At 33.2% G+C, this 26,511-nt stretch carries 17 protein-coding genes; 14 read left to right on the top strand and 3 right to left on the bottom strand.

Annotation, left to right across the window (positions count from 1 at the left end):
• Nucleotides 1-7 precede the first annotated feature (7 nt).
• From ACYQ5R_RS07220 to ACYQ5R_RS07180, 9 genes are all read left to right on the top strand, one after another.
• A complete protein-coding gene (locus ACYQ5R_RS07220; RefSeq protein WP_460190248.1) occupies nt 8-946 on the top strand; it encodes a DUF58 domain-containing protein in 939 nt (312 codons plus the stop codon).
• Complete coding sequence (locus ACYQ5R_RS07215; RefSeq protein ID WP_460190247.1) at nt 943-1,458, top strand: DUF4381 domain-containing protein; 516 nt, start codon at nt 943-945, stop codon at nt 1,456-1,458. The genes ACYQ5R_RS07220 and ACYQ5R_RS07215 overlap by 4 nt, the downstream gene beginning before the upstream one ends.
• Nucleotides 1,451-2,443, top strand: coding sequence for a VWA domain-containing protein (locus tag ACYQ5R_RS07210; protein WP_460190246.1), 993 nt, complete (start codon nt 1,451-1,453; stop codon nt 2,441-2,443). The genes ACYQ5R_RS07215 and ACYQ5R_RS07210 overlap by 8 nt, the downstream gene beginning before the upstream one ends.
• A complete protein-coding gene (locus ACYQ5R_RS07205) occupies nt 2,436-4,163 on the top strand; it encodes a VWA domain-containing protein (protein WP_460190245.1) in 1,728 nt (575 codons plus the stop codon). The genes ACYQ5R_RS07210 and ACYQ5R_RS07205 overlap by 8 nt, the downstream gene beginning before the upstream one ends.
• Nucleotides 4,157-5,470 (top strand): BatD family protein, encoded by a 1,314-nt coding sequence (locus ACYQ5R_RS07200; RefSeq protein ID WP_460190244.1) that lies wholly within the window; start codon nt 4,157-4,159, stop codon nt 5,468-5,470. The genes ACYQ5R_RS07205 and ACYQ5R_RS07200 overlap by 7 nt, the downstream gene beginning before the upstream one ends.
• A gap of 151 nt (nt 5,471-5,621) precedes the next feature.
• Nucleotides 5,622-7,154 carry an arylsulfatase gene (locus tag ACYQ5R_RS07195; protein ID WP_460190243.1) on the top strand — a complete coding sequence of 511 codons (1,533 nt, stop codon included), beginning with the start codon at nt 5,622-5,624 and terminating at the stop codon, nt 7,152-7,154.
• Nucleotides 7,155-7,163: 9 nt separating this feature from the next.
• Nucleotides 7,164-8,693 (top strand): arylsulfatase, encoded by a 1,530-nt coding sequence (locus ACYQ5R_RS07190; RefSeq protein ID WP_460190242.1) that lies wholly within the window; start codon nt 7,164-7,166, stop codon nt 8,691-8,693.
• Nucleotides 8,694-8,747: 54 nt separating this feature from the next.
• The gene (locus ACYQ5R_RS07185; protein ID WP_460190241.1) at nt 8,748-9,767 is read left to right on the top strand and encodes an HAD family hydrolase; all 1,020 of its coding nucleotides are present in this window, start codon (nt 8,748-8,750) and stop codon (nt 9,765-9,767) included.
• Between the two features lie 56 nt (nt 9,768-9,823).
• Nucleotides 9,824-10,846: a S1C family serine protease gene (locus ACYQ5R_RS07180; RefSeq protein WP_460190240.1), complete on the top strand. Its 1,023-nt coding sequence runs from the start codon at nt 9,824-9,826 to the stop codon at nt 10,844-10,846.
• A 7-nt stretch (nt 10,847-10,853) separates the two neighbouring features.
• Here ACYQ5R_RS07180 and ACYQ5R_RS07175 read toward each other — a convergent pair whose 3' ends face one another.
• Nucleotides 10,854-13,067 carry a tetratricopeptide repeat protein gene (locus tag ACYQ5R_RS07175; RefSeq protein WP_460190239.1) on the bottom strand — a complete coding sequence of 738 codons (2,214 nt, stop codon included), beginning with the start codon at nt 13,065-13,067 and terminating at the stop codon, nt 10,854-10,856.
• A gap of 173 nt (nt 13,068-13,240) precedes the next feature.
• Here ACYQ5R_RS07175 and ACYQ5R_RS07170 point away from each other — a divergent pair, with 173 nt between their 5' ends.
• Genes ACYQ5R_RS07170 through ACYQ5R_RS07155 form a run of 4 tightly spaced genes read left to right on the top strand, consistent with a single transcriptional unit; the run spans nt 13,241 to nt 19,556 of the window.
• Nucleotides 13,241-14,239, top strand: a complete 999-nt coding sequence (locus ACYQ5R_RS07170) for a GntR family transcriptional regulator (protein WP_460190238.1) — start codon at nt 13,241-13,243, stop codon at nt 14,237-14,239.
• A 25-nt stretch (nt 14,240-14,264) separates the two neighbouring features.
• Complete coding sequence (lacZ, locus tag ACYQ5R_RS07165; RefSeq protein WP_460190237.1) at nt 14,265-17,375, top strand: beta-galactosidase, LacZ type; 3,111 nt, start codon at nt 14,265-14,267, stop codon at nt 17,373-17,375.
• Nucleotides 17,376-17,379: 4 nt separating this feature from the next.
• The gene (galK, locus tag ACYQ5R_RS07160; RefSeq protein WP_460190236.1) at nt 17,380-18,528 is read left to right on the top strand and encodes a galactokinase; all 1,149 of its coding nucleotides are present in this window, start codon (nt 17,380-17,382) and stop codon (nt 18,526-18,528) included.
• Between the two features lie 5 nt (nt 18,529-18,533).
• Nucleotides 18,534-19,556: a UDP-glucose--hexose-1-phosphate uridylyltransferase gene (locus ACYQ5R_RS07155; RefSeq protein WP_460190235.1), complete on the top strand. Its 1,023-nt coding sequence runs from the start codon at nt 18,534-18,536 to the stop codon at nt 19,554-19,556.
• A gap of 76 nt (nt 19,557-19,632) precedes the next feature.
• Here the strand turns inward: ACYQ5R_RS07155 and ACYQ5R_RS07150 are convergent, their stop codons facing one another.
• On the bottom strand, nt 19,633-21,234 hold the full coding sequence (locus tag ACYQ5R_RS07150; protein ID WP_460190234.1) for a sulfatase family protein: 1,602 nt from the start codon (nt 21,232-21,234) through the stop codon (nt 19,633-19,635).
• 44 nt (nt 21,235-21,278) lie between these two features.
• A complete protein-coding gene (locus ACYQ5R_RS07145) occupies nt 21,279-21,827 on the bottom strand; it encodes an RNA polymerase sigma-70 factor (protein WP_460190233.1) in 549 nt (182 codons plus the stop codon).
• A 227-nt stretch (nt 21,828-22,054) separates the two neighbouring features.
• On the opposite strand from ACYQ5R_RS07145, the gene ACYQ5R_RS07140 reads away from it, so the two are divergent.
• Nucleotides 22,055-26,122, top strand: coding sequence for a hybrid sensor histidine kinase/response regulator transcription factor (locus tag ACYQ5R_RS07140; RefSeq protein WP_460190232.1), 4,068 nt, complete (start codon nt 22,055-22,057; stop codon nt 26,120-26,122).
• Nucleotides 26,123-26,511 lie beyond the last annotated feature (389 nt).

Raw genomic sequence — 26,511 nt, 5'->3', positions numbered from 1 at the left:
AAAGACTATGGATAAAGAATTGGGACATACCAATAAAGTCTTTGTTTCGCTTCAAGACCTACTCTACCAAGAGCACCATGCACAAGATTTTAGTTTTCTTGCCAAAAAACAAAAAGTACGAAGTATACTTGGTGGAAAACATGCATCTAAATTAAGAGGTCGCGGACTTGATTTTGAAGAAGTTCGTAATTATGTTGCGGGGGATGATATTCGAACAATAGATTGGAAAGTTACTGCACGTACTCAAAAAACCCATACACGGGTTTATAGTGAAGAAAAAGAAAAACCTGCTTTAATTTTTGTAGACCAATCAACATCTATGTTTTTTGGTTCTCAAGAAAAAATGAAATCTGTTGTAGCTGCAGAATTGGCGGCCTTAGCGGCATTTAAAATTTTAAAAGACGGAGATCGCATTGGTGGCGTTGTCTATTCTGATAATGGCATTGACATTGTTTACCCCAAAAGAAATCGAAAAAACATCTTACATTTTTTTGAAAAAATTGTGATCCGAAATAATGAACTCGCTACGGCAAAAGCCACAGATCATCAAAAATCATCTAGCATTGCATTTCAAAAAGTTCGAAATATAGTTACTCATGATTTTCTAGTAATTATTATTAGTGACTTTAGAAGATATGATCCAACAGTAATAAAAAACATCGCCCAACTCGCTCAAAAAAATGATGTTATTTTGGCTAAAGTAACCGATCCTTTTGAACGAAATATTGCACAAGACACATTTGTTTTTGGCGATGGAGATAAACAATTAATTGTAAAAGGAAGTAATAAAAAAATTCAAAAAAACTTTAGTTCTGGTTTTGATCAAGGTATCCGAAAATTTGAAACCGAAATGAAACGTCATAAAATTCCAGTAATTTCATTTAATACCATTACTCCTATTTCAGATCAGTTAAAAGACATTCTAAATCCAACCAAAAAAATTTGACTTGGCTTTTTTACATAGCATCTCAATTAGATAGCATATCGCAATCAAACCAAAACACTGCTATTGTTTTAGATAAAATAAAAGAGCCTCCTCCTGTTCAATTTTCTTTCGATACAATTGGTTGGAAAGTACTATTCATTGTGCTAATTGTCATATGTATTTTCTATGCTTTCAAAATCTATGTTCGGTATAGAAAAATGGCATACAAAAGAAACGCACATAAAAAATTAACCAACTTAGAACAAGTACTAAATACCTCCAATTGCAACCAAAGTATAGAACAAATGGCGGTAGAATTAAAATTGGTTGCAATACAATCTTATGGTAGAACTACGGTGGCAAATTTATATGGAAGCCAGTGGATAGAATTTCTAAAAAATTCGGCCAAATCAATATCATTCGAACAATATGAATCATTCTATATGAATGCTATTTATCACCAAGTAGTTACAATTGATGAAGCAAAAACACTTTTAAAAATCAGTAAACAATGGATCAATCACCATGCCTGAAAATTTTGAAATAGCATATAAATTTGTGTTTTGGTTACTACCATTACCTCTTTTGATGTATTGGATTCTGCCCCCATTGCGCCTAAAAAGTGCTGCTTTATTATTTCCTGATTTTGAAAAATCGGAACACTACACCGGAGAAAAAGCTCGAACAGCTGCTCTTATTAAAAGACGTAATGTAATATCTTGGATTTCTCTTTTACTCATTTGGACAAGTTTAATAACAGCACTCTCATCTCCTCGTTTGGTAGCTGAACCAGAACTTAAAGTAAAAACATCTCGGAGCTTTTTGATCGTGGCAGACATATCGTTTAGTATGGCTCAAAACGATTGGCGAATTGAAGGTAATCGTGTAAGACGCTGGGAAGCTGTTAAATATGTAATGAAAGATTTTATCTACAAACGAAATGGAGATAGAATGGCCCTCATTTTCTTTGGCACTAATGCATATATTCAAGCACCGTTTACTTCAGAATTAAATACCGTATCGCAACTTCTAGAAGAGGCCGATGTTGGTATGGCAGGTCAAATGACCAATATTGGTAAAGCAATTGTAAAAGGTATAGATCTGTTTGAACAAGACACCATACAATCTAAAGTTATGTTATTACTTTCTGATGGTGTTGACGCTGGAACCGACATCTTACCACTAGATGCAGCTGCAATGGCTCAAAAAGATAGTATTAAAGTTTACACCATAGGAATTGGAGATCCTAATGCACCTGGTTCTGACCTCGATGAGCAGACATTAGAAGAAATTGCCTCATTAACAGATGCTAAATATTTTAGGGCAATTGACACGGATAGATTAAATCAAATTTACGATGAGTTAGACACATTAGAACCAATAGAGTATGAAGAAGAATCTTATGTTCCAACTACCCTGCTCTACCATTACCCCCTTGTAATCGCTATTTTAATAGCACTTCTTCATGGCGGAATTATAAGTATTTCTAATCTAATTAATCTCAGGAATAATGGATAAAATACGTGATTTTGCTACCATAGATATGGAATTATTCCATTTTTTAAGACCTCAATTTTTGTGGGCTCTTATACCTGTGCTATTCATTTTAATCTTACTTATACTTAAAAGTAAAAATGAGGTTAAATGGCAGAAAAATATTGCAGAACATTTAAGACCTTATGTGATTAAAAAAGGAAGTGAATCACTTAAAAAATGGATGCAATTAACAACCCTCTTCACACTTTTAATTGCCATTTTAGGATTAGCTGGTCCAACTTGGAAAAAAATTGAAGTTCCTGGTCAAGTACTAGAAACTCCTGTGGTTATCCTTCTAGATTTATCGCAAAGTATGATGGCAGAGGATTTGCAACCGAATAGATTAGAACGTGCAAAGTTTAAAATTTCAGATCTAATTGAGGCAAATCCAACAGTTCGATTGGCATTAATTGGTTATGCAGGAACCGCACACACAATCGTACCTCTTACAAATGATTATCGCATTATTAAAACGCATATCAGTAGTTTGTCTCCTAAAATAATGCCATTCAGAGGAAATAATTTACCCATGGCTTTACAGTTAGCAGATACTATTTGTTCAATTACTGATGCGCCTGCTAGTTTTATAGTTTTCTCTGACGACTTTGAAGAAGAGTCATTTCAAATCCTACAGAATTATGCTACAAACCATGACACTTCCTTAGAACTTGTTCCGATGAATACTTTATCCGGAGCATTTGTCCCAAATTATAATGGAAGAGGTGTTTTAAAAAATACGAAAGGCGAAGAAGTGTATTCTAAAAGAAATGAAACAATACTTTCTCAGCTAAATGCCATTTCTAATATTACAATACACGATTTAACACTCGATAAGAGCGACATGGAATTGTTAGCTTCTAAATTGAGTAAAAATGCACAGTTTAAAGAAGCTGATCAAGAAAAAGAAGATGCTTGGGAAGATTATGGTCTCTTTTTTATATTGCCTTTCTTAATTGTAATTTTAATGTCTTTTAGAAAAGGATGGGTATTGTACATTACATTATCTGGCTTCCTATTAACTTCATGTTCTTCAGATAGTTCATTCAAAGATCTTTGGCTAACAAAAGATTATCAGGCACAACAATTTGCAAATAAAGGAAACTATAATGAAGCAGGAAATACCTATCAAGACCCATTGAGAAAAGGAATTGCCTACTACAAAGCAAAAAACTACGGTGCTGCGATTGCTGCATTTGAGAAAGACACAACTGCCTTAGGGGCCTATAATTTAGGAATTGCCTATATGGCAAATGGCAATTACACAATGGCTCAACAGGCTTTTAAAGATGCGGTTGAATTAGATCCTGATTTAGCACAAGATACTAACAAGAATCAGCAGTTAGCTACTCAATTAACAGATGCCCAAAATGAAGTTAATCCTGAAGATGCCGAAGAAGCTCCAGAACAAGGACCAGCCAATAATAAGCAAAATGACAGCATGGAAGATTTGAGTGGAGGTGGTCAAGAGGCTACTGAAGAAGACATGAAAAAAGAACGTTTAGAAGAAACGGTCACAACGGATATGCGTAAGGGTAAAGAATTAGATGAAGTACCAGATGATATTCAAGGAGGTCAACAACAAAACAATCAAAAAGTATTGCTTCGAAAAATAGATGATGACCCTGCACTGTTTTTACAACGTAAATTTAAATACCAAGTCAAGCAACAGCAATTAAAACCGACAACAACAAAACAATGGTAATTAGAAGACTTGTACATATAATCTATTTTACTTTGTTGATTTCACTACCTACTTTTGGACAACAGTTAAGTAGCGGTGTATCTTTTAATCGCTCAGATGTGTATGTTGGTCAACCTGTTCAAGTTACCGTAGAGGTATTTACCTCAACTTGGTTTACAAAAGGGGTAAACCCTGGAAATATTAAAGTAAATGGTGCCTACACAGTATATTTCCGTTCATTGAGCACCTCTAAACGAATTAACGGAAAAACTCATGCCGGTGTTCAACTGTTTTTTAATGTATTTCCATATGAAGATGGCGAACTTGAATTTCCTTCTTTAGCCATTCAAATTGAATCACCTAGAGATGGAGGTTATAAAGGAATTGCTCAAACTGTAAACACCCAAACAAGATCTATAAATGTTAAATCAATACCCAAAGGGTTCAACTCAGATTCTTGGTTAGTAACAAATTGGATGTCTGTCTCCGAAAATTGGTCTAATACCAGCAATTTGAAAGTTGGAGATGTTATTGAAAGAACCATTAAAAGAACAGTTTCAAATTCTGTTTCAGAATTAATTCCTCCTGTGCAATGGGATAGTATTCCAGGAGTGAGTCAATATCCGACTAGATCCGAGGTTAAAAACAATAAAACTAAAACCAATATAAGCGCAAGCCGATTCGAAGGAACTAGATACCTTTTAGAAAAAGAAGGAGAATTAATCATACCTGCAATTGAATTTACTTGGTACGACCCTTATCAAAAAAAGTTGTTCAAAAAGACGCTCCCAGAAAAAAGCTTAACCATTGCTCCAAATCCAGATTTGGGCATGTTAGCATCAAAAAAACAGGAACTAATAGAAGATAATCAAACAACCGAAGATGCCGATTCTAAATCATTTAGATTTTTAGGTTTAACTCTCAAGCAATTAACTGGTTTAATAGTTCTACTAGCAATTTTTGTTTTTTTTTTAAGAAAACTAATTTTAATTCTGTGGAGAAGATATCGACTCAATCGAGAGTTATATAAAGTTTCTGAACCCTATTTTTTTAAAGAATTTATATCCTCAATTCAGAAAGGTGATGACGCACAAATTCTAACCAATTTTTACATTTGGTTAAATTATCTGCCCAATAAACCCAAATCAGCAATAGAATTAAGTGAATCAATTTCAACAAAGCATCGAAATGAGATTGAGAAGATTTTACAGAAAACTCAAGCTAAGAAGTTCAACCTATCTTTAAAAACTTGGAAAAAAATTCGAAAAGAACTTTTTACAACTCCATATGTCAATAAGAGTTCTAGCTCAACCTGGGTAAATCCTTAACCTATTTTTTATCTAAAAATAAAACTCTCCCTTTATTTTTCACCGCATTTTTTAGTATATTTAATGAATAAAAAAATTGCAGCCCCATACATCTCTGTGTTACTTTTAAGACCATTGCAGGGGAAAATTATTTAATTTAAAACTTACTTCTATGGAATTTATTTCTACAAAATTAAATTTTAAAAGGTTGTTTGGCTTTAGCCTTCTGCTTTTTATTACAACCGCATTTTCTCAAACTGAGAAACCCAATATCTTGGTGATTTGGGGAGACGATATTGGTTGGGCCAATATTAGTGTCTACAATCACGGTATGATGGGCTATAAAACACCAAACATAGATCGTATTGCTAATGAAGGTGCAATGTTTACAGATTGGTACGCACAACAGTCTTGTACAGCTGGAAGAGCGGCCTTTGTTTTAGGGCAACACCCTTTTAGAACAGGACTTTTAACTATTGGAATGCCTGGTTCTACCCAAGGTATTAAAGACACACAACCTACAATTGCAGAATTATTAAAACCACATGGCTATACTTCTGGTCAGTTTGGTAAAAATCACTTAGGCGATCGCGACGAGCATTTACCTACAAATCATGGATTTGATGAGTTCTTCGGGAATTTGTACCACTTAAATGCAGAAGAAGAGCCAGAAACTTATTATTACCCTAAAGATCCAGAATTTCATAAAAAGTTTGGACCCCGTGGAGTATTACATTCATACTCTGACGGAAAAATTGAAGATACAGGACCATTAACTCGCAAACGTATGGAAACGGCAGACGATGAATTTACGGATGCAGCTATAGCCTTTATAGAAAAAGCGCATGCAGACGGTAAGCCTTTCTTTGTTTGGTTAAGTGCTACGAGAATGCATGTTTGGACACATTTGAAAGAAGAAAGTGTAGGGGTTACTGGTATCGGTTTATACCCAGATGGCATGGTAGAGCACGACAAACAAATTGGACGTGTATTAGCAAAATTAGAAGAATTAAAAATTATTGATAATACCATTATCATGTATTCAACAGATAATGGGGCTGAAAAATTTACTTGGCCTGATGGAGGTACTACTCCTTTTGCAGGAGAAAAAGGCACAACATGGGAAGGTGGATTTAGAGTTCCATGTGCTATTAGATGGCCAGGAGTAATTAAACCAGGAACCATATTCAATGACATTTTCTCTCATGAAGATATGATGCCCACCTTATTAGCCGCAGCGGGAGATGCGAATATTAAGGAAAAGGTTAAAAGTGGGCATTCAGCAAATGGCAAAACGTTTAAGCAACATCTAGATGGTTATAACCTAATGCCATATTTTAAAGGAGAAATTGATGCCTCACCAAGAAATGAGATATTCTATTTTGATGCTGGCGGAAATCTCAATGCTGTAAGATATAAAGATTGGAAATTACATTTTACAATTATGGAAGGAGCTATAAATGAAGCTTATAGAAAATCTCCTTCATGGCCTTTAGCAATAAATCTAAGAGCAGATCCATATGAAGTCTCTTGGAAATCTGCATTATATACCCGTTGGTATGGTGACAATATGTGGTTATTCGTTCCTGCTCAAAGTTATATTGGCAACTTTTTAGGAACCTTCAAAGAATTTCCTCCAGTCCAAGGAAGTTCTTTGGGCATTGATAAAGTTGTTCAACAATTATTACAACCTCCAAGAAATTAAAAAAATACTATGAAAAGAAATATTTTTACTACAATAATTGCATTTCTCGCCTTGGGTATTTTAACAATTTTTGCCCAAGATAAACCAAATATATTAGTGATTTGGGGAGATGATATAGGGTGGTCTAATCCGAGTATCTACAATATGGGTATGATGGGTTATAAAACTCCTAATATAGATGAAATTGGTAAAGACGGTATTGTTTTTACCGATTACTATGCGCAACAATCTTGTACTGCTGGCAGATCTGCTTTCATAACAGGGCAATCCCCTTACCGCACTGGCTTAACAAAAGTAGGGCTACCTGGCGCCAAAGAGGGTCTTAATATATTAGATCCAACCATTGCAGGTTTGCTTAAAAATCATGGCTATGCGACTGGTCAATTCGGAAAAAATCACTTAGGTGATTTAGATGAGCACTTACCTACAAATCATGGATTTGATGAATTTTTAGGTAATTTATATCATCTAAATGCAGAAGAAGAGCCTGAGCATCCTGATTATCCAAAAAATCCAGAATTTAAAAAGAAATTTGGACCAAGAGGAGTCATTAAATCATCCTCAGATGGTAAAGTTGAAGATACAGGACCTTTGACAAAGAAAAGAATGGAAACTGTAGATCATGAAACAAAAGATGCGGCTATTGCCTTTATGAAAAAGGCACATAAAAATAACGAACCTTTCTTTGTTTGGTATAATTCTACGAGGATGCACGTTTGGACACACCTTCAAGACAAATACAAAGAAAAGACGGGTTTGGGTGTTTATGCTGATGGAATGGTTGAATTAGATGAAATTGTTGGAGCATTAACTAGCACGTTAGATGAATTAGGAATTGAAGAAAATACAATGGTGATCTTTGGTACGGATAATGGTGCCGAAATTATATTTTGGCCAGATGGTGGTATGACTCCTTTTAGAGGAGAAAAAGCCACTACATGGGAAGGAGGTTTTAGAGCACCCTGTATGGTTAAATGGCCGGCACAAATTAAACCTGGTCAAGTGAGCAACGCCATTATATCTGGAGAAGATTGGTTACCAACTTTTTTAGCCGCCGCTGGAGAACCTGATGTTAAGGAAAAACTTCTTAAAGGTCATAACGCTATTGGCAGAAATTACAAAGTTCATTTAGACGGTTATAACTTCTTACCATACTTAACAGGACAAACAGACGAAAGTCCTAGAGAAGAAATATTTTATTTCGATGATGATGGCGGATTGAATGCTTTTAGATATAAAAGATGGAAAATGCATTTTAAAATACAAGAAAACCACGGCTTTAATGTTTGGCAAAAAAAGTATACTGAATTAAGATTCCCTATGATAATGGATATGTACGGAGATCCATTTGAAAGAGCACAGCACGATTCTGAAGATTACAATCATTGGTTGACAGAACGTATGTTTATGCTTGTTCCAGCTCAAGGAAAAATTGCTGAATTTTTAGCTACCTTTAAAGATTACCCTCAACGACAAGCCGTGGGAAGTTTTAGCCTAGACAAAGTTCTAGAACAGATGGAATCGGCAAAAAGAAATTAATTATATTTAAGGTCAGTATTTTGTACTGACCTTTTCTTTTAAAATTCGCTGCTTATGAAACTATTTCAAAACTTTCAAATTTTACTAGTACTTTCAGTTTTAATTGTTGCTTGTAGCCCACCAAATAAAAAGGAAAAAACTCAAGCACCAAATTATTTAAATAGCTGGAATGAGGGATCAACAAAACAAGCAATAATAGATTATGTAGAAGTAGTGACTGACCCAAGAAGTATTCATTTTATACCAATTGAAGATCGTGTTGCAACTTTTGATAACGACGGTACTTTATGGAGTGAACAACCTGCTTACTTTCAACTTTTTTTTGCAATAGATATGGTAAAATCAAAAGTAGATGAGCACCCTGAATGGAGGACAGAACAACCATTTAAAGCAGTTTTGGAAAATGATATAGACAGCTTAATTTCTTTTGGAGAAAAAGGCTTAATAGAAATTATTATGGCTACCCATGCGGGGATTACTACCGTTGAATTTGAACAAGAAGTCGTAAATTGGTTGAATACTGCAAAACATCCAAGATTTGACAAGCCTTATTACCAGCTTGTTTACCAACCCATGCTTGAACTACTTGAATATTTGAGTGTTAATAACTTTAAGACCTATATTGTATCTGGGGGTGGAATTGAATTTATGAGGCCTTGGACAGAAAAAGTATATGGCATTCCACCCGATCAAGTTATTGGATCAAATGTTGAAGTAGCATATGATTATAATAATGGGAAACCTGTAATTAGACGATTACCAAAACTTCATTTTATTGATGACAAAGACGGAAAACCAGTTGGTATTCATAGGTATATTGGTAAAAAGCCAGTATTCGCCTCTGGTAATTCTGATGGAGATTTGCAAATGCTACAATGGACCGATTCAAATTCTTATAAGAGTTTTCAGCTTTATTTACATCACACAGATGATGTTCGAGAATGGGCCTATGATCGCGAATCTCATATAGGAAAATTAAATAAAGGATTGGATGAAGCTCAAGAAAAAGGCTGGACAATTATTGATATGAAAAATGATTGGAAAGTTATCTATCCACATGATTTAAAAAAATAAAAGCATATTGAATAAAATTTAGATTTACTTTATTTTTACTAGTCTAAAATACTTCTATGAATAAAACCATTTTAAGCATAATTACAATCATTTCTTTTACTACTATCTACTCACAAAACTTGGCTGATTTATACCAACAAGTGCATTCTTCTGTTGTGGTAATTCAAACACTTTCTAATTTGAGTGCAGGTGGTGGCGATAAAATTAAAACGAATTCGGAACAAGGTTTGGGATCTGGTGTTCTGATATCAGATGATGGACTCATTTGGACGGCTTCCCATGTTGTTCACACTGCAGAAAAAGTTCAAGTGAAATTTACTGATAATGAAATTTACGAAGCTGAAATTTTAAGCACGAGTCCAACAGCAGATGTAGCCTTAATTAAAGTAAAAGGATCTTTTCAACTTAAAAACAAACATGTTGCTACAATTGGCAATTCAGATTTGGTTAGAATTGGTGAAGAGATTTTTGTTATTGGCTCTCCACTTGGCGTAGAGCAAAGTTTGTCTAGAGGAATTGTAAGCGGACGAATTGCAAAAGATAATTTAAAAGAAGATTTTTTACCGGTAGAATTTATTCAAACAGATGCTGCAATTAATCAAGGAAATTCAGGCGGACCACTATTTAACATGAAAGGCGAGGTAATTGCTATAGCAAGTTTTATTCTATCTAAATCAGGAGGATTTGATGGTTTAGGTTTTGGAGCTTCCAGTAATGTTGCTACTAAAATCTTAATGGAACAAAAAAATATCTGGTCGGGTATGGAATTTGTTTTCCTTCAAAATGAATTAGCTGACGCCTTTAACATTCCTCAAAAAGGAGGGTTACTCGTTTTGTCTGTGGCCTCTGAAGGACTTGGCGATAGATTAGGCCTAAAAGGCGGTTATATTAATGCCGTAATTGAAGGAAGTGAACTTCTTATTGGTGGCGATATAATTTTATCTATTGCAGGCGTTAAACTAAACAGTGATGAAGCTCTAACACAACTAAGACTAAAAATGGTGTTGTTTGACAACTTAGATTATGACATTGTTTACTTGAGAAATGGTAAAGTTGAAAAGGTTACTATTGATAATTAAAGCATTTTTATTGCCCCATTAACCTTCCATAAATTTGTTGATATTGCTGATTGTTCGGAGCAATTTGTAGTAATAATTCACAAGTAGATTTAGCATGAATTATATTATTAGTATTTATTTCTGCCAATAACTTTACATATAACATGCGCTCATCATACGGGTAACTTTGTAGACCTTTATTTAAAACTTTAATTGAAGCTTCAAAGTCTTTTGATTCTTGTAATTTAATAGCATAATTGTAATAAGCATTTTGATTTGTTGGCTCCTTCTCTATTGCCAATTTCAAATATTTAATGGCTTCAGCATTATTGCCCAACTCATTATACAATAAGCCCAACATATAGTAAGAATAGCCAAACTCCGGTTCTTGTTCAACTACTTTTAAATACAGATTTTCTGCTTTTACTACTTCACCTTGTTGATAATATAATAAGGCTAAATTCATACGAGCTCTATTGTAATACCCATCAATTTCAATTGCTCTTTCATAAGCTTTAATAGCGCCCATTATATTATTATTTGCTTGATGATATAAGCCTATTTGATGCTGACCAGAGGCAAAGTCTGCATTCAATTCTAAAGAAGTTAAAAACTCTTTTTTAGCATTTGAATACTTTACCAGATCAGCCCCTTCTTCACCTAACATGGCAAAATATCGGGCAGCAGAAATTCTTACAACCCTACTGCTATCATTTAATTGTTGATTTATTGCAAACGCTTGATTTGGCACTTGTAAACGTTCTATAGCCATCAAGGCCTCATTTCTAACAAATTCAGAAGAATCTTTTAAATAGCTGCGTAAATTATTCAGCTGATCTTGGTCTAAATATTGATTCGAAAATTGCCCTAACGCAGTTGCTCTTACAATATCTGGATATCCATGATTTGCAATTACCATTTCAAAAGCTCCGCGATCTTCGAAATAGCCTTTTAACATATGATCAGAAAAATGATCAGCCCTATCCGGACCAAACTTATCTATTACAACCTGCGCAGCCCATTCATCCGTTTTATCGGTATGACATTGTGTACATGCATTTGGTGTTCCATAAGTAACGCTTTGATCAGGTCTAGGAATTCTAAAACTATGATCTCGTCTATAATCATTACCCATATATATCTTACCTGTCATATGACAATTGATACATTGAGCTCCTTTAGAGTTGTTGGAATGAAAATGGTGTTCTTGTGAATTGTAATCTGGAGTATGACATTGCAAACACAAATCATTTCCATGTTTTTTAAGCTTTAATGAGTGAACATCGTGGCAATCTTTACATGAAACTCCGTTATGATACATTTTACTTTGTACAAAAGAACCATACACATAAACCTCATCATTAATTTGACCATCTAATTCATACAAACCATCTACCAACAGACTTGGAGCATAATGATCTGTAAATTTTCCTTGATAATCAAAATAAGGTGTAATTTGTGAACGTCTAGAATGACAACGGGCACATTTATCTACAACTTCTTCTGAAGTCATATCCTTATGCATATACATTTCAGGAGCCGCTCCAGTTTTACCTTCTTTATAATATGTAATATGAGCACTTGCAGGCCCATGGCATGCCTCACAACTAACATTTATCTCAGAGAAAGTGGTCGTGTAGGTATCAGTTATTGCATCGTAATTCTTTTTTAAATCCGTAGAATGGCAATCTGCACACATAGTATTCCAACTCATTGCTCCTCCTGTCCAATGCAGCCAATCACCATGATTAATATCAATACTATTATCTAACAAGCTAAACCACTTACCTTTTTTAGAATCCCAGGCAGTAGTTAAACATTGGTACTCTCCATTTTCAAAAGCAATTAAATATTGTTGCAATGGATAAATACCAAAAGTATAATCAATTTTAAAATCTTTATAGGTTCCATCAATACCTTCTGTATGAACAAAATACTCATTCTCCTGCTTAAAAAAACGAGCAGAAACACCATTGTTTTTGAACGTTATATTATTGAAATCTCCCAAAACAGTGATGCTATCTGCAACCTTCATAGCATTGTCATGATGAGACCCTTTCCAAGTATCAAATTCTTTTTGATGACATGACTTACAATCTTGAGAACCAACAAAATGAGAAGCAGGCATTGCAGAGGATTTCGAGATCTCAGAATAGCTTTGTTCTTCTTTAGAACACCCAATTAATATAAGGCCCGCTACTAACCCTAAAAGAATAACAAATTTTCTGCTTCGTTGCGTCATCGATTAATTCTAAGGTGGCTAAAATAGAAATTCATTATTAATAATTAAGTGACTTTATTAAAATATTCTCAATAACAAAAACTTAATACCCTTAATAAATAAGGCAAAAATAGAATTTTATACTTCTAGTACCTACCAGTTGTTTTTTTAAAGTATTTGTGTATCTTTGTAACATGAGCTTAATTAACATCAACAACCAAATTGGAGTTGCTAAGTATAAACAAATCGTTCAATCGGTTGAACGCGCGCTTGAAAATGGGGGGCTTAAAGTAGGTGACCAACTACCTTCGATCAACTCGATTAGAAAAGAATTTGATCTTTCTCGTGATACTGTATTATTAGCTTTTAATGAATTAAAATTACGTGGAATTGTGCAGTCGGTTGCTGGGAAAGGCTACTATGTAAAAAGTATTAACACCAATGTTAAGCAAAAAATATTTTTACTATTCGATGAGCTCAATAGCTTTAAAGAAGATATTTATAATGCCTTTATTAATAATTTAGATGAACACATAGATGTAGATATCTTTTTTCATCACTTTAATATCGATGTATTTAATAGTTTAATTTACAACAATGTTGGCAACTACAATTATTTTATTATCATGCCAGCAAATTTAAGAGATGCTCATGTTGCTATAGAGCGTTTACCACATCAAAAAGTATACATTTTAGACCAGACACACCCTGAGCTTTCAAGCTATTCTGCAATTTTCCAGAATTTTGAGCACGATTTATACAACGGTCTTGTTCGACTTGAAAAAAATATAAAAGACTATGAACACATAACTATGGTCTTTTCTGACGACAAGCAACCCCAAGGATTCTTATTAGGATTTGAAAGATTCTGTTCTAAAAATAATTTATCCTATGAAATAATTCCGAGCCTAGATGATCATCAAATAACAACTGGTGAAGTGTATCTGATATTTGAAGATAAAAGCCTTATTACTTTAATCAAGGAAATTAAATCCAATAAGCTAGATCTTTCAAAAGATGTTGGAATTATTTCATATAACGACACGCCACTTAAAGAAATAATTGAAGGAGGTATTACCAGTATTTCGACCAATTTTGGATATATGGGCAAACGTCTTGCAAAAATGGTTATGAATAAAGAGAGCATTAGTATTAAAAACCCGAGTTCTGTAATTGTTAGGAACTCTTTATAAACCACAATAAGTCACTTATCATTAAATGAAAAAAATCTCTCTATTAATTTTAACTCTAATTAGCTGTGTAAGTGTTTCAAAAGGGCAAACGCTTGACCCAGTGATAGAGAACCCCTTGGTAATTAGTATGAATAAAATGGATGCTAGAGCTTCATTTTTTCCATTCAACAATTCAACTGAAGCAAAAGCCAACATACCTGAAGAAGCTTCTAATTACCGATCATTAAACGGAACTTGGAAATTCAATTGGACTAGAGATCCAAAAGATAGACCAAAAGATTTTTATAAAACTTCTTTTAATGTCTCTAGTTGGGATGACATTGCAGTTCCTTCAAACTGGGAAGTTGAAGGCTTTGGGATTCCAATTTACACGAATATTGAATATCCATTTGCCTTTAAAAATCCAAATCCACCAGATATTCCTGATGGTTATAATCCTGTTGGATCTTACAGAAGAAACTTTGAAATTCCGAAAGATTGGGATGGAAAGCAAGTATATATTCACCTAGGCGCTGTAAAATCGGCATTTTACATATGGGTAAATGGTGAAAAAGTTGGCTATAGTCAAGGCTCTAAATTACCAGCCGAATTTGATTTAACCCCTTTTGTTAAAACTGGAAATAACATTCTTGCTCTTGAAGTTTATAGATGGAGTGATGGAAGTTATTTAGAATGTCAAGATTTCTGGAGACTTTCAGGTATCGAACGCGATGTATATTTATATGCAAGACCTCAATTACAAATTCAAGATTTTAAAGTAGTAGCTGGACTTGAGAACAATTACAAAGATGGTGCTTTTTCTTTAGAGGTAGAAACAACTAATTTTAATCCTAAAGATTCTAAAAGTTCACTGCAAGTGAGTATCTCGAGAGATGATCAAGAGTTGTTCTCAACTGAAAAAAGTGTAACTGCAGCAGCAAATAGCAATACCAATACAAATTTCACGGCTAAATTACCAAATATTAAAAGTTGGAATGCAGAGCAACCGGAACTATATGATTTACAAATTACCTTAAAAGATAAAAAAGGAAAGGCAATTGAAATTATTTCAAGAAAAATAGGATTCCGAAATGTTGAAATTATCAATGGTAGATTGGTTGTAAACGGTGAGATTATTTTAATTAAAGGAGTTAATCGCCATGAGCATGACCCTATTAAAGGACATATTATTACGAGAGAAGATATGTTAAAAGATATTCAAATCTTTAAGCAAAATAACATTAATGCAGTACGAACGTGCCACTATCCAAATGACCCTTACTGGTATGAGTTATGTGATGAATATGGTATTTATGTTGTAGATGAAGCTAACATTGAATCTCATGGTATGGGCTACAAACCAACACAAACATTAGGAAATCAACCAGACTGGTTAGAAGCTCACATGGATCGCACAAGAAGAATGATTGCTAGAGATAAAAATCATGCTTCTATTATTGGTTGGTCATTAGGAAATGAAGCTGGTAATGGTTTCAATTTTTACAATACCTATCTACTTGCAAAAGAAATGGACACAACAAGACCTACTCAATATGAAAGAGCAGGTTTAGAATGGAATACAGATTTCTATGTGCCAATGTATGCTGGACCAAAACATGTAGAAGACTATGCTAAAAACGATAAAGAGCAACGTTCTTTAATTCAATGCGAATATGCACATGCTATGGGTAATAGTATGGGAGGTTTTAAAGAGTATTGGGATTTATACGAAGAATACGAAAAATTACAAGGTGGCTTTATTTGGGACTATGTTGATCAAGGATTAAAAACAGTTAAGAACGGACATGAAATATATGCATATGGAGGTGATTTTGGACCAGAAGATGTACCAAGTTCAAACAATTTCTTGAATAACGGTTTAGTTCAACCCGACAGAACATTAAATCCGCACATGTATGAAGTAAAACACATACACCAAAACATTAAGTTTTACGAGAAAGATTTAAACAAAGGAATTGTTTCAATTAAAAACTGGTATTTCTTTCGAGATTTAAGCAACTATGCGTTAAGTTGGGAAATCATTGAAAATGGAAAGTCAATTGAATCTGGCATGATTAAAGACATAAACGTATTGCCAAAAGAAACTAAAGACTTCCAAATTCCTTTTAAATCAGAGCTTAAACCAGGAAACGAATATTTACTAAATGTAAATGCAACTACAAAATCTGAAGAACCATTAATTCCTGAGGGTTACGAACTAGCCTATGAGCAATTTAATCTACAAGCTTTTGAATTTCCATCAGAATATACGTCTAAAGAAGGTGAATTAACAATTGCTGATTCTGATGTTGAATTACTAATTTCCGGTAAAGACTTTTCAGTTACTTTTAATAAGATCGATGGTGTAATATCTTCTTACACTTATCAGAGTAATGAAATTATTGAACAAGGTCCTAAAATCAATTTTTGGAGAGCACCTGTTGATAATGACTATGGCGCTAAAACTCCGGTTAAAAATAAGGAGTGGAAGACTGCTTTTAACGATGTGATAAGTGATTTTTCTTTCTCAAAAAAAGAAAACTTTGTAACGGTGGTTATTGAAAATTCTATTCTAGAGGGAGACGCAACTACAAAACAAATTATACAAGTTTTAGCTGATGGCACTCTTAAAATAGATAATACAATTACAAAAATTAAGGGCAAGCATACCAATCTTCCAAAATTTGGAAATCAATTGGTATTAAATTCAGAATTCAAAACATTAAAATGGTATGGTAAAGGTCCTTTTGAAGCTTATGCAGACAGACAACATGCAGCTAAAATTGGTCTTTATAACCAAACTATAGAAGAACAATACCATCCGTACATCAGACCTCAAGAAACTGGTAATAAAAGTGAGGTTAGATGGGCTGTATTAGACACGAAAAAAGGAGTAGGTTTAAAAATTTGGGGAACAGACGCCTTAAATATATCTGCTCTTAATTTTAGCACTTCAGATTTGGACTCCGGTGATAAAAAAGGCCAAGAACATGCAGGAGAACTAAGTCCTAGAAAAGAAGTTTACGTTAATATAGATGGCTACCAAATGGGGCTAGGAAGCGTGAACAGCTGGGGTGCAAAGCCTTTAAAACAATATCTATTACCTTTTAAAAATTACAATTACACATATTGGATTCGTCCAGTTCAATTTAACTAATATTATGAATAAGAGTTATAAAGAAAACATCCCCAAAAAATTTGTAGAGTTGTATAACAACAGTCCTCTTACAATATGCTCACCTGGACGAATCAATGTAATTGGAGAGCATACAGATTACAATAACGGATTTGTATTACCGGCGGCAATTAACAAGGGTATTGTAACATCTTTGGCCAAAAATTCAAACGGTTCTTGTAATCTATATGCTTATGATTTAAATGAATCGTATTCGTTTAATGTAAATAACATCCAAGCGTTAGAAGCTGGTGCTTGGCAGAATTACATTATGGGAGTCGTTGCTGAATTGCAAAAGTCAGGTAAAACTATTACCAACTTTGACTTAGTTTTTGGTGGTGATATTCCTAACGGATCTGGTTTATCATCTTCAGCTGCCATTGAGAATAGTGTTGTGTTTGGGTTAAATGAATTATTTAGTTTAGGACTAACTAAAGATGAAATGATTTTAATTTCTCAAAAAGCTGAGCACAATTATGCTGGTGTAAAATGTGGAATAATGGACCAGTTTGCAAGTATGTTTGGAATTGAAAACCATACATTACTTTTAGATTGCAAAACTATGGACTATAAAAGCGTATCGATTGATTTAGGTGACTATCAGTTTTTATTAATTAACACCAACGTTAAGCACAGTCTTTCTGAAAGTGCCTATAACGACAGAAGAAGTAAGTGTGAAGAAGTAGCCGACTTATTGGACAGACCTTCTTTACGTGAGGTTTCTTTTGATTGTTTAGAAAACATTAAAGATCAACTATCAGACAACACTTATCAAAAAGCACTTTTTGTTTTACAAGAAAACAAACGTGTAAAAGAGGCCATAGAAGCAATGAAAAATAACGACATTCAAGAGGTAGGCAAACTACTTTTTGGCTCTCATAACGGTCTTCAGAATCAATATGAGGTGAGCTGCGAAGAGTTAGATTTTTTGGTGGAATACGCCAAAAATAAGGATGCCATTATTGGAGCTAGAATGATGGGTGGTGGATTTGGAGGTTGTACAATTAACCTAATTAAGAAATCTAAGGTATCCGAAATTTCAAAAGAAATTTCAGCCATTTATAAAGAAAAATTCAATAAAGACTGTTCTATTTACGACGTAGCACTTTCTAACGGAACGCACGTTTTAAACTAAATTCAATGAACGAACAATTAGATAATTATTCGCACAGACGATTTAACATATTAACTGGTGAGTGGGTATTAGTATCACCTCATAGAGCCAAAAGACCTTGGCAAGGGCAAGAAGAAAGCATTTCTAAAGAAGTAAGACCATCATACGATGAGAGTTGTTATTTATGCGCTGGAAACACTAGAATTGGTGGTGAAGTAAATCCAAAATACACAGAAACTTTTGTATTTACAAATGATTTTGCCGCTTTACAAAAAGACTCACCAGATTTTACTGTGAACGATGGGTTACTAAAAGCTGAAAGCGAAAAAGGAATTTGTAAAGTAATTTGCTTTAGCCCAGACCATTCTAAAACATTAGCAGATATGTCTGTAACTGCGATAGAAAAAGTGGTTGCCACTTGGATGAAAGAGTATCAAGAATTAGGAAGTACAGAAGGGATTAACTACGTCCAAATATTTGAAAATAAAGGTTCCGTTATGGGTTGTAGTAATCCACATCCGCATGGCCAAATTTGGAGTCAATCAAATTTACCAAACGAGGTACTTAAAAAAGATAAAGAGCAATTGGCTTATTTTGCAGATAAAAACGCATCTATATTAGAAGATTATATTAGACAAGAATTAGAAGCTGATGAACGTGTAGTTTTTAAAAATGATCATTTTGTAGTTCTTGTTCCATTCTGGGCTATTTGGCCATTTGAAGCAATGATTGCCCCCATAAAACAACAAACTTCTATATTAGAAATGACACAAGAACAACAAACAGCTTATGCAGAAGGCATTGCAGTTCTAACGAAAGCATACGACAAGATATTCAATTGTTCTTTCCCCTATTCTAGTGGAATTCATCAGGCACCAACGAATGGTAAAAATAACAATCATTGGCATTGGCATATGAGCTTTTATCCACCTTTGTTAAGAAGTGCTAGCGTTAAAAAGTTTATGGTTGGCTACGAATTGTTCGGCACGCCACAAAGAGATATTACTGCTGAGTCTGCTGCTCAAAGAATTAAAGCGCAGATTGCATAATTATTACATACTTAGTTAATTTTGATTGAACATTCCTGATAGACTGATTTAAAACTCAGTTTATCGGGATTTTCTTTTAGTGCTTCTGCAATCCTTTAGCGTCTAAAAATCGATTCAAGTGATATTGATTTAAGGAATCACTGTCTTTATAATGCACTCTTAAATCATCGAGCTTTTTATGCAGTGAAACTTGAATTTCTTTATAGTTAGTATCATCATAAAGATTAGTCATTTCCTTTGGATCTTCTTGTAAATCATACAATTCCCATTCATCAATATCATAATAAAAATGTATAAGTTTATACCTATCTGTTCTTATACCGTAATGTCTTTTAACATGGTGTTCTCCCGGAAATTCATAGTATGTATAATACAGAGCATCCCTCCACTCATCAGAAGTTTCATTTACTATACTTCTGAAAGACATTCCTTGTATTTCTTCAGGAATATCGAGTCCTGCATAATCTATAAAAGTTGGAGCAAAGTCAATATTCTGGATCAAATCTTCAGAAACAGTACCACTCTTTATTTCTTTTGGATACCGCATTAAAATGGGCGTTCTAAAAGACTCTTCGTACATAAACCTTTTATCAAACCAACCATGCTCTCCCAAATAGAAACCTTGATCAGAGGTATAAATAACAATGGTATTTTCTGTTAAATTATTTGCATCTAAAAAATCCAAAACTTCTCCGACACCATCATCCACAGATTGTATAGTACTTAAATAATCTTGCATATACCTTTGATACTTCCACTTTGCTAATGCCTCATTTTCTAAATCAGCATTTTTAAACTCGTTTATTATTGGGTTGTAGTATTGGTCCCAAGAACTCTTTTGAATAGAATCCATTCTATTGTATTGGTTTTGAAAGGCTCTTCGGTATCTTGTTTTTAACTCGCCCGCTTTATCCAACATTTTCAAATCATACACTAGATCTAAATCTTTAACAATACCCATTTCATGCATTGAAGCTGCATTTCGGTTGTGGTATTCATCATAAAAATTAGAGGGCATGTTAAAAATTGAATCCCTAAATAAGTTTAAATACTTTTTTTCAGGCATCCAAGTTCTATGCGGGGCTTTCTGATGATACAATAATAGAAAAGGTTTCTCTTTATCACGTTTATTATCCAACCAATCTAGCGCCAAATCGGTTGTAATCCGAGTTACGTAGCCCTGGTATTTTTTGCGCTCGCCATTTTCAATAAAATCTGGGTTATAATAGCTACCCTGACCTGGCAACACATTTGAGTAATCAAATCCTTGGGGCAAGCCATTTAAGTGTATCTTACCTATAAGTGCCGTATTATATCCAGCCGATTGCAGCTGTTTTGCAAAATTATCTTGATTCCAATCAAAAGGCTGTATATTGTCTACTTTTCCATTCATATGACTATGCTTACCAGTAAGCATAACTGCCCTACTAGGAGCACAAATAGAGTTACTTACATAACCCTTATTAAACAAAACTCCCTCTTGAGCAATTCGATCTATATTTGGGGTATGATTTAAATTCATACCATAAGCACTTATAGCCTGATATGCATGATCATCACTCATTATAAAAATAATATTTGGAGCTTTTATTTTTTCTTTTTGATTGTTTGATGGATTACATCCCATAAACATAAAAGCAAGCATTAAAATGCTCGTATCTAAACGAAATAATTTCATTTAATCAAGTGTATTAGTAGTTTCTAAAGAAAAGCTTAAATCAATTAATTGTAATGAACAGCCAATTCTACTCTAAGCGTTCTTAGAGCAGAAGTCATATGCTTTTCAACGGTCTTAATAGAAACGTTTAAACTTTCTGCAATTTCTTTATACTTTTTGTCTTGCTCTCTGCTCAACAAGAACACTTGACAACTTCTAGGGGTAAGTTTTGAAAGTGCTTTTTGAAAAAAGGCATCATTTTCTTTTTCTATGAGAATGGTATCACCTTGTTTTTCGTGAGCCGCACTCTGCAAATTTCCTTTAAGATAAACCTCTTTATTTTTTTTATAGTTGATTCTAACAGCTTGCTTTTCTAAATGAGAAAGACAACCATTTCTAACCATTGTAAATAAATAAGACTTTATAGAAGATTTAAACTCAATTTCATCCTTTTTTTGCCAAAGTTTTAAAAATACATCTTGTACGATATCTTCTGCAACTTGATCCTCTACATATTTTAATGCAAAGTAAAAAAGTACGTCTTTAAAACTCATGTACACCAAGCTGTAGTTTTCGGGTGTGATATGCCTTATGGTCAAATAATCTTGTTTCAATCTAGTTAAGAAAAGTTAATATTCCAAAAGAATTTTGGCTAATCTAAGGAAACTATTCTGAAAAATAGTGAAATTTTGAATATTTTTTACTACCACTACCTACCAGAATGCTTATATATTTTCAATTACTTATTATTCTTTTGCATGGCACTAAAAAAATAATCTATATTTGAAAGACATTCTAAGTAATGAATACAAAATTAACTGCTTTTTTAACTAATAGAAAAATGCTAAAGAACTACCTGTCTGCATGTTCCATTATAATTTCATTACTTCTAACTACTAATACATTTAGTCAATATTCCCAATTCAATAACAAAGTAAAGTTCTTAACCTCTAAAGATGGACTTTCTCAAAGTGAGGTAACCTCTATTATAAAAGATAAAAGAGGTTTTTTATGGATAGGTACTAGAGGGGGCTTAAATAGATATGATGGTAAACAGTTTAAAGTTTTTAACAATGACCTAAATAACCCTAATAGTTTATCTAATAATTCTATTGAAACAATTTTCGAAGATAAGCAAGGTAATATATGGATCGGAACAAAATCGAATGGAGTTACAAGATATTCTCCAGAATTCGAACAGTTTAAAACTATTATTCCAACAAATCAAAACAATCTTGACTTATTTAATGCAAGAATTGTAAGTATCGAAGAGGGTACAACTCAGCAAATCTGGCTTGGTTCTTGGCAGAAAGGTATTATTGTTATTGACAAAAACCAACAAATCATCAAGCATCTTCTTCCCAAATCAATCATATTAGATCTTCACAAAACTTCTGACAATAGGATGATCGCTGTTTCATCAGAAGGTGTTTTTAAATACAGTTTGAACGGAGAATTAATCGAAAAGCTATCTCCTCGTTATCTAACTTGTGTAATCGAAGACCCCATTTCTAAAGATCTGTATTTCGGTTCTTGGAATTTTGATATTTTTAAATACAATGAAAAAAATATAGAATTCGAAAATATTATTATTCCAAAGTTTCAAACTAGTGGCAGTCAACGCAACAATGCTTATAGGTTAGCATTAGACAAAGACAGGAATTTATGGATTGCAACCTGGGGAGATGGTCTATACCAATACAATATTGCAAAAAAACGATTCTTTCATTATCAAATAGAAAATAGTCAAAACAGAGGAGGAAAGGAACTGTATAAAGACATTATATCTATTTCCACAGACAAAAATGGTCTTATGTGGTTAGGCACAAATGGTGGAGGGTTATGTCAAGTTGACAATCGAATTAATCAATTTAATTCTTATGCTGAGGCTCCGATTTTAAATCTCCTTCCAAAGGAACCAATATGGTCTATTCTAAAGGATAGTGAAAAAAGAATTTGGTTAGGTATTAAAGGAGATAATAACTTATATGTATCTAAAGAAAACTCGCATTTAAAATCAAAACCGGCACCTCCTATTTTAAATCCGAGATTAAAAGGGAGAAAAAAAGGAATAAAGGCAATCTATGAAGACTTAAGTGGCACATTTTGGGCATCAGACAATCATACCATATACAATGTAGAGACCGAAGGTGATGACTTCAATTTAATCCCAATTAAAATTAAATTGAAAGACTCAATTAACTATATAAATATTGCCAAAGCCACTGCTATTTTTCAATCTTCTGACAACTACTTCTGGTTAGGCACGCAACAGCATGGTGTCTATAAATCCTCAACTAAAGGAAATCCATTAAACGCTGATTTTGAAAATATTTTTAAAAAGGATAGAGTAACATCTTTCCATCAAGACAAATATGGCATCTTGTGGATAGGAACCTATAATGGTTTAATTAAATACAACCTTAACAACAACACATTTATCAGAATCCAGAATAATCCTGAAAATGGTGGGTTAAGCAGCAATATAGTTACATCGTTATTTGAGGATACAAGTGAAAACCTTTGGATTGGAACTACAAATGGTTTGAATCAATTTGATTTAAAATCAAAACAAATTAAATTTAATATTTATGACACCTCAGACGGCCTACCAAACTCATATATCCATAGTATCATACAAGATGATATAGGAAATATTTGGGTGAGTACCAATTTAGGACTTTCAAGATTCAATACCAGCAAAAGTTTATTCATTAATTTTGATGCCAATGACGGGCTGAATTCAAATGAATTCAATGATAAAATTGCCTTAAAAGACGATTCTGGTAAACTTTATTTTGGAAGTAACAGTGGACTAAGTATTTTTGATCCGAAACAAATTAGGAATGTCACTTCTCCTGAAGTAATACTTACTGAATTAAGGATTGGAGGGGAAACAATACTACCTCTTCAATTATATGAGAATAAAATAATTCTTGAAAAATCAATTTCATACACCAATTCTATTGAACTAGAATATTTTCAAAATTCTTTTAGTCTTTCCTTTACCACAATAAATTTCAACACCTCTAGCAATCAAAGTTATCAATATAAATTAATAGGAAAGGACAATAATTGGCAAAAACTAACAGGAGTAAATACTATTAATTATGCCAACTTAACCCCTGGTAAATATGAATTTATTATTCGACCAGAATCTAGAAATTATTATACAAATAGTTTACCATCATCTATTGCAATAGAAGTTTTACCTCCTTTTTACAAAACAAACAAAGCAATAGTATTATACATAGTCATTTTTACACTCCTCCTATACCTTTATAGGTATCTTATTAACAAACAAAATAATCTCAAAAACAAATTAGCGATTGCCCAATTAAACAAGGAAAAAGAAATAGAAATAAGTAATTTAAAAGAACGCTTTTTCACAGATGTTGCTCATGAATTTAGAACTCCTTTGTCTTTAATAACTGGACCCGTTGACGCTTTAATTTCGCAAAATCTTAATCTGAACAGCAGTGATAAAAATTACTTAAATACGATTCATACTCAAACTCAAAAATTATTGAATCTTGTAAATCAATTACTCGATTTTAGAAAATTAGAAAAGGGAAAACTTAATCTTACTATTGGCACTTATAGTCTAAATGATTTTGTACAAGAAATATTCCTTTCATTTAAAACACTCGCTGATGATAAAGGTATTATCTACAAATTTTCTCCTCTCAAAGATGATTTAGAAGCAACTTTTGATGCAAACAAAATGGAAGTAGTTTTATGTAATTTACTATCTAATGCTTTTAAACATACAAACTCAAAAGTGTTTATAATTTTAGATAAAACTCCAGATAAAAAAGGATTCTTTATAAAGGTCACAGATGACGGAACTGGAATCCCAGAGAATATAGGAAATCAAATTTTTGATAGATTTTACAAAGGTAATGAAGCTGATGAATTAGACTTAAGAGGTTCAGGAATTGGACTTGCACTAACCAAAAGATATGTAGAAATGCATCAAGGAGCCATTACCTATGAATCTACCAAAGACAAAGGAACATCTTTTATTATTGAGCTTAAAACTGGCACAGAACAAATTACCGGCACCAAAATTCCAACTAAAACAACTACTCCTTTATTGGTTAAAGAAACAGTAATAAATAAATCTTTAAAATCAAAAGACAGATCTGAATCTAATAAATTAAATACTACAATTTTAATTGTCGATGACAATGCTGATATACGTGCATTTATTAAATCAATTTTCAATAATATTTTTAAAACTTTAGAAGCAAAAAATGGTATTGAAGCCCTAGAGATTTGCCAAAACAAAGAAGTTAATTTGATAATTAGCGATCTTATAATGCCTAATATGGATGGATTAACTTTAAGCAAATCTATAAAGGAAAACGAAAAAACATTGCATGTACCTGTAATTTTACTAACTGCTAGGACAAGTAAAATTTTTGAAGAACAGGGATATAATGCCGGTGCCGATTTATATGTAACAAAACCATTTAATCCCAACGTATTAAGAGCTCAAGTGGAGGGATTACTGCATGGTAGAGAGAAATTACGCGAATTTTTCGAGAACTCTATTAGTCTTGAGTCTTCCGAGTCAATATCAATTGGTAGACTCGACCAAGAATTTCTAAATAAGGTTAGCCTTGTCGTATCTGAAAATTTAAATAACCCTAATTTAACCAGAGAGTTTTTGGCTAGTGAAATGGCTGTCAGTGCCTCAACATTATATAGACGTATAAAGACTATTACAGATCTAGATATTTCTGCCTTTATAAGAACCATTAGACTTAAAAAGGCTGCCCAAATGATAAAAAATAAAGAAGATAATATTTCCGGAATAGCCTATCAAGTTGGCTTTAACGATCCCAAATACTTTAGAAAGTGTTTCATTCAACAATTTGGTATTACTCCCTCTAAGTACAAATAAATCAATCTGATTTAAATTTACCCTTTTGTTGATTTAATTATACCCTATTTTAAAAGGAAGTTATTAGATATTTGATAAATGGCTTCTAACAAAAACCAATATAAATACAAATTTTTTCAACTCATTGTTGTTCTCTTAATAATCCTTTTGTTTACAGGTATACTAGTTATGGTATCCCTTTAAAATTCATATAGAAAGTGCTATAATCATACAATTTTCAATTAAATAACTAAAATATTAATCTTTATAACGAGCTACAAGAAGAAATGCACTCATTTTACCCTCATATTGACTTCTAAATACCCCAGAAATTTTTAAAACAAAAAGGAATTTTGTTTCGAACCCACCACTACCCACCAGAAGTGCAGTGTGTGTTAATGGTAAATCAT

The sequence above is a fragment of the Urechidicola sp. KH5 genome (assembly GCF_054661455.1).
Note: the sequence above shows the minus strand (reverse complement) of the source record. Positions and strands in the feature narration are given on the sequence as shown.

Bases quoted from the DNA above. Each gene is read 5' to 3' on its own strand.
- ACYQ5R_RS07200 (WP_460190244.1), top strand. From the start codon at position 4,157: ATGGTAATTAGAAGACTTGTACATATAATCTATTTTACTTTGTTGATT.
- ACYQ5R_RS07205 (WP_460190245.1), top strand. From the start codon at position 2,436: ATGGATAAAATACGTGATTTTGCTACCATAGATATGGAATTATTCCAT.
- ACYQ5R_RS07150 (WP_460190234.1), bottom strand. From the start codon at position 21,234: ATGAAATTATTTCGTTTAGATACGAGCATTTTAATGCTTGCTTTTATG.
- ACYQ5R_RS07170 (WP_460190238.1), top strand. From the start codon at position 13,241: ATGAGCTTAATTAACATCAACAACCAAATTGGAGTTGCTAAGTATAAA.
- ACYQ5R_RS07210 (WP_460190246.1), top strand. From the start codon at position 1,451: ATGCCTGAAAATTTTGAAATAGCATATAAATTTGTGTTTTGGTTACTA.
- ACYQ5R_RS07140 (WP_460190232.1), top strand. From the start codon at position 22,055: ATGCTAAAGAACTACCTGTCTGCATGTTCCATTATAATTTCATTACTT.
- ACYQ5R_RS07185 (WP_460190241.1), top strand. From the start codon at position 8,748: ATGAAACTATTTCAAAACTTTCAAATTTTACTAGTACTTTCAGTTTTA.
- ACYQ5R_RS07180 (WP_460190240.1), top strand. From the start codon at position 9,824: ATGAATAAAACCATTTTAAGCATAATTACAATCATTTCTTTTACTACT.
- lacZ (WP_460190237.1), top strand. From the start codon at position 14,265: ATGAAAAAAATCTCTCTATTAATTTTAACTCTAATTAGCTGTGTAAGT.
- galK (WP_460190236.1), top strand. From the start codon at position 17,380: ATGAATAAGAGTTATAAAGAAAACATCCCCAAAAAATTTGTAGAGTTG.
- ACYQ5R_RS07195 (WP_460190243.1), top strand. From the start codon at position 5,622: ATGGAATTTATTTCTACAAAATTAAATTTTAAAAGGTTGTTTGGCTTT.
- ACYQ5R_RS07220 (WP_460190248.1), top strand. From the start codon at position 8: ATGGATAAAGAATTGGGACATACCAATAAAGTCTTTGTTTCGCTTCAA.
- ACYQ5R_RS07155 (WP_460190235.1), top strand. From the start codon at position 18,534: ATGAACGAACAATTAGATAATTATTCGCACAGACGATTTAACATATTA.
- ACYQ5R_RS07190 (WP_460190242.1), top strand. From the start codon at position 7,164: ATGAAAAGAAATATTTTTACTACAATAATTGCATTTCTCGCCTTGGGT.
- ACYQ5R_RS07175 (WP_460190239.1), bottom strand. From the start codon at position 13,067: ATGACGCAACGAAGCAGAAAATTTGTTATTCTTTTAGGGTTAGTAGCG.